Source organism: Blastococcus sp. SYSU DS0510, assembly GCF_054050835.1.
On sequence record NZ_JBJHAC010000050.1, the window covers coordinates 1 to 4,738 of the forward strand.

6 protein-coding genes are annotated in these 4,738 nt (G+C 69.1%); 5 read left to right on the forward strand and 1 reads right to left on the reverse strand.

The window, feature by feature from the left end; genetic code table 11:
- The first annotated feature begins 191 nt into the window (after positions 1 to 191).
- The 5 genes from ACI79P_RS21595 (at position 192) to ACI79P_RS21615 (ending at position 3,779) form a co-directional block, all read left to right on the forward strand.
- Positions 192 to 671, forward strand: coding sequence for a hypothetical protein (locus tag ACI79P_RS21595; RefSeq protein ID WP_456583112.1), 480 nt, complete (start codon positions 192 to 194; stop codon positions 669 to 671).
- A gap of 295 nt (positions 672 to 966) precedes the next feature.
- Positions 967 to 1,674 (forward strand): DUF4386 domain-containing protein, encoded by a 708-nt coding sequence (locus ACI79P_RS21600; RefSeq protein WP_456583113.1) that lies wholly within the window; start codon positions 967 to 969, stop codon positions 1,672 to 1,674.
- A 137-nt stretch (positions 1,675 to 1,811) separates the two neighbouring features.
- On the forward strand, positions 1,812 to 2,765 hold the full coding sequence (locus ACI79P_RS21605; RefSeq protein WP_456583114.1) for an NAD(P)-dependent alcohol dehydrogenase: 954 nt from the start codon (positions 1,812 to 1,814) through the stop codon (positions 2,763 to 2,765).
- 145 nt (positions 2,766 to 2,910) lie between these two features.
- The gene (locus ACI79P_RS21610; protein ID WP_456583115.1) at positions 2,911 to 3,369 is read left to right on the forward strand and encodes an SRPBCC family protein; all 459 of its coding nucleotides are present in this window, start codon (positions 2,911 to 2,913) and stop codon (positions 3,367 to 3,369) included.
- A gap of 38 nt (positions 3,370 to 3,407) precedes the next feature.
- Positions 3,408 to 3,779 (forward strand): VOC family protein, encoded by a 372-nt coding sequence (locus ACI79P_RS21615; RefSeq protein WP_456583116.1) that lies wholly within the window; start codon positions 3,408 to 3,410, stop codon positions 3,777 to 3,779.
- A 559-nt stretch (positions 3,780 to 4,338) separates the two neighbouring features.
- On the opposite strand, the gene ACI79P_RS21620 is transcribed toward ACI79P_RS21615, so the two are convergent.
- A complete protein-coding gene (locus ACI79P_RS21620; RefSeq protein WP_456583117.1) occupies positions 4,339 to 4,644 on the reverse strand; it encodes an N-6 DNA methylase in 306 nt (101 codons plus the stop codon).
- Between the last annotated feature and the right edge of the window lie 94 nt (positions 4,645 to 4,738).

Below are 4,738 nucleotides of genomic sequence, written 5' to 3' on the forward strand. Positions count from 1 at the left end.
GGCCCGTCACCGACACCGACACCGCCGACGAGGAGGTGACCGACCAGCCGGCCATCCCGGCGCTCAGTGCCTGACCCAACCGAAGATCACGCGGTAGCCGTCACACACCACGCCAGCGGGCTTGACCCATCGGGTGGCTCACCGCAGCAGCTTCCCTGGCGAGCCTCGCGTTTATTACCTTCACGAGCGCTGTGCCGCTGTGGCTTGTAAATGCCCACGGACTTTCCACAGACGCACCCCTGCTGGGCGGGACGCTGGGACTTTTCTCCCTCGGGGCCGGGCTGGGCGCTGTCTCGGGCGGAGCCGTCGGCGCTCGATTCGGCTACGTCCGCACCACGGCCTTCTCGCTCCTGGCAGCCGTGCCAGTGCTCACCGCTGTGCTGATCGTCCCGCCTGGTGTGACCACGCTCGTGTTAGCGGGAACCGCGGGCGCACTGATCTACGCGAGTCAGCCGCTCCTTGTCGTGGCGGCGCAGATGGCTGCTCCACAGAACCCTGCCGCTGCCGCTGGTGTAGTCCTCGGCGTGGGAAGCGGGATCGCCGGGCTCGCGTACGTCGGCGTAGGCGCGCTCCAAGGATGGATTGGTCTGGCGCCGGCTATGACAATCGTGTTCGCGCTGCTCGTCCCCGCTGCGGTGATCGCTTACCGTGCGCTGGCGCTCCGGCGATAGTGGCCAACGCCGCGGGCGAACCGAAGAGGAACACCGCCGTACCCAGCGTGGAGCCGTGCCTGCGCGCGCTCTGCCTTCAGTCGCTCGACTGTGGCCTGAGCCGTTCCATCAGCCACCACAAGCGTGCCGCACTGCTGCACGCCAGCCGGACAGCAGCCAGACAGCAGCCAGACAGCGCCAACCCACAACCTGGAGAACGCGGGGCGCTCAACGCGCATCGCGCACCGCCCGGCTGTTGCCGAATGCCCGCCCACTCGCGGAGCAGACGCGGCCCACACGACCACAGGAGCACGTCATGAAGCCCACCCAGCGGCTCGCCCGCACCGCAGGTCTGTACTACCTCGTCGTCGCCGTCCTCGGCGCCTTCGCGCACATCGTCCGCGGCCGGGTCTATGTCCCCGGGGACGCGAGCACCACGGCCGCCAGAGTGCTGGAGAACGCCGATCTCGTCAGGTACAGCCTCGTCGCCGACCTGGTCCAGGCGACGTTCCTTGTCTTCGTCGTCCTGACGCTCCACCGACTTCTGCACCACGTCGACACCCGGGTGGCGCGGGCGATGGTCCTCTTCGTCGTGGTCGCCGTGGCCATCACCACGCTCAACATGGTGAACCAGCTGGGGGCGCTGCTCGTCGCGATCGATCCGTCCTACGCCGCGGCCTTCGGCGTCGACGGCGCCGACGCGCTGGTGATGCTCCTGCTGGACCTGCAGCACCACGGCTACCTCATCGCCCAGATCTTCTTCGGGCTGTGGCTCTTCCCCCTCGGCCTGCTCGCCTGGCGCTCGGGGATGTTCCCGCGCGTCATCGCCGCCCTCCTGGTCGCGGCGTCCACGTCCTATCTCGTCGACGTCCTGCTGCAGTTCCTCGCACCCGCCGCCGCCGACGTCGTCAACCCCGCACTCGTGGGCCTGTTCATCCTCGCCGAGGTCTCGCTGCTCGTGTTCCTCCTCGCCAAGGGCGTGCTGAATCGGGTGCCGGCCGACCGCGCCCTGGTCGACGCATGACCCGCAACCCGTCCGACCCGCCGTCCCGCACGCTGTCCCAGCCACGCGTAAAGAGGTCTTCCATGCGCACCACCCCGCTCAGCATTCACAGCCCGAGCAGCAACCCGGTACCTCCAGCTGCGACCATGCGGGCCGTCGTGGGCCGCTCGTACGGTTCGCCCGACCTCTTGGCCGTCGAGACCGTCGACCGTCCCGCCGTGGGGGACGGTGACGTACTGGTCCGGGTCCGCGCCGCAGGACTCGACCAGGGTGTGTGGCACACCGTCACCGGCCTGCCCTACGGGATCCGGGCAGCAGGGTTCGGCCTGCGCGTACCGAAGAACCCCGTGCCCGGGCTCGACGTGGCCGGAACCGTGGCGGCCGTCGGCCGGGATGTGACGCGCTTCCGGGTCGGGGACGCTGTGTTCGGCACAGCCCCGGGTAGCTACGCCGAGTACGCCACCGCTCCGGAGAGCAGCCTCGTGGCCAAGCCGTCGAGCGTGACCTTCGAGGAAGCCGCCGCCACCCCATCGTCGGCGACGGCGGCCCTGCAGGCGCTCCGCGACGTCGGCCGCGTCCAGGCCGGCCAGCGGGTCCTCGTCATCGGCGCCGGAGGTGGGGTCGGGACGTTCGCGGTACAGCTCGCGACCGCGGCCGGGGCCACGGTGACCGGCGTGTGCAGCACCTCCAAGGTCGACCTTGTCCGATCCATCGGTGCCCACGACGTCATCGACTACACCCACGAGGACATCACCGATCGGCCCTACCGCTACGACGTCGTCATCGACACCGGAGGGGACCGGAGCGTCGCCCGGCTGCGCGCTGCCCTCGCCTCCGCGGGGACCCTGGTGATCGTCGGGGGAGAAGGGGGCGGTCAGGTGCTGGGCCTGTCCCGGCAGCTGCAGGCGATCGCGCTGTCGCCGTTTGTCCGGCAGCGACTCAGCGTCGTCTTCTCCAGCCCGCGCCGCACCGACTTCGAGCTCCTGGCGGCGATGCTTGCAGACGGCCGCGTGATACCGGTCGTAGACCGGACGTCACCTTCGACGAGGTACCGGAGGCGATCCGTCACCTTCGAGCCGGCCGCGCGCGCGGCAAGGTTGTCATCACCGTGACCTGAGCCGGGGCAGCCCTCCCGGAGCCCTCGCGACGTCGACGCCGCATGGGCGACCGGCGTCGCAGCCCTCCGGCCCGGACCCATGGCACCCCACCGATCCCACGCGGCCCACCCGGCAACGTGCCACTGAGAGGACAAAGACCATGAGGACCATCGAGCACGCCGTCGACATCCAGGCGCCTGCCGCCGCCGTCTGGCACATACTGACCGACACCGACAAGTACGAGGACTGGAACCCGTTCATGCCCCGGCTGTCCGGCCGGCTCGTCCGCGGCGAGCGCCTCACGCTCACCGTCCGCCCCGGGAAGCGCACGATGACCTTTCGCCCCACCGTGCTCGCGTTCCAGGACGGCACGCTCATCCGCTGGCGCGGACGGCTCGGGATGCCCGGCCTCTTCGACGGCGAGCACGAGCTGCGCCTCGAGCCCATCCCCGACGGTGGCACCCGCTTCGTCCAGCGAGAGACCTTCACCGGCCTGCTTGTTCCGATGATGCCCCGCGTCCTCGACGACACCGCCACCGGCTTCGCCGCGATGAACACTGCCCTTAGGGACCGAGCCGCGTCCCGCACGGCAGACGAGGAAGGGCGTGTCGCGCCATGACCACTACGGTCAGCTGAGCAGCTAGCGACGGGGGAGCGTTGATCGTCAAGGGAATCGTCTTCGCTGGGACGGCGACGAGTGCACGCCCGGAGATGCGGGAGTTCCTGCAGGAGGTTCTCGGGATGGTGCCCGCCTCGGTCAAGGGAGTCGAAGCAGACCTCTTCGATTTGCCGGACGGGTCGTCCTTCGCAGTGGCATCGCCGCAGGGCATGGGCGCCACCGAAAGGAGTCTGGGCTTCCTGGTCGACAATCTGGATCAGGCGGTAGCCGACCTCACCTCGGCAGGAGTTCCGGTCGACGCACATGTGTCGAGTAACGAGCGTGAGCGCTATGTCCACTTCACGGCCCCGGACGGGCAGTTGTATGAACTCGTTGAACGCTGTAGCGCGGAGCGACCAGTCGGCAGCTAGCGCTGGCGTCGGGCCTCCTGGGCGACCCTCAGGTACTGCTGCTGGACGACCGTCCAATGGTCTCGACCGGATCCGTGATCGCGGGGCGGCCGAGGCGGGCTGTCTACGGGTGGACGAGGGGTAGGTGCGTACGCGAGGTGAGCCGCCGCGTCCCGTATCCGGCGGTCGGACGACGATCACGACATTGCCGATCTTGTGCCCGCTCTCGACGTACCGGTACGCCTCGGTGACGAGCCGACACTATGACCGGCGGGGTGGGGCGACATCAGTGGATCGACCCATTCGCGGCAGCGTTCGTGGTGCGATGCCCTATTGGCCGCGGGATGCCCCAACAGAATCTTGCAGGAGTGACTGATCTCCTCGACGCGATGCCCGTCTCTCGATCGGTGAGGACCTGGCCCGCAGCGCCGGCACGGACGCTCCGCTGCTGGGTTGCCTGGGGGTTTGCACGGCGTTGACTTCGACGGCGGCGAATTCGGGCTGCGGTCCGAACAGCGCACCCGGTGATGGCCGGTCACCGGGCATCCTGGAGCGGCTGCGGCGCGGCTGCGGTCTCCTGTCACCCATGGGCTGACTCCTCGTGCAGTTCGACGCCGTCAAGGTGTGGCAGGACCGTCTGACCCGTTTCCGTTGCCTCCAGCGCTGCCAGCCGATCGACTGCTGCCAGAAGGAAGGCCGCCTCACCACAGGACGGCTCCATGACCCGGTCCTTGACCGAGCGGACGGCCCAGTCCGTGATGTAGCGCGCCAGGGCATCCGGCGTGAAGAAGGCGCCCCGGGCCTTGCGGAGCTCGGCTGTGTCGGCTTCGACCTGGACGGCTGTTGAGCGGAGCTGTCCCGTGCCGGGTCTGATGGAGGCTCTCATCCAACGGAAGGATGAGAGTCATGGCAGCACCGAGGAAGTACCCCGACGAGCTGCGTGAGCGGGCCACCCGGATGGCTGTGGAGGCCCGGAAGGA

What these genes read in the sequence shown, in the direction of transcription:
- ACI79P_RS21620 (WP_456583117.1), bottom strand. Translation starts at nt 4,644, where the DNA reads ATGAGAGCCTCCATCAGACCCGGCACGGGACAGCTCCGCTCAACAGCC.
- ACI79P_RS21610 (WP_456583115.1), top strand. Translation starts at nt 2,911, where the DNA reads ATGAGGACCATCGAGCACGCCGTCGACATCCAGGCGCCTGCCGCCGCC.
- ACI79P_RS21600 (WP_456583113.1), top strand. Translation starts at nt 967, where the DNA reads ATGAAGCCCACCCAGCGGCTCGCCCGCACCGCAGGTCTGTACTACCTC.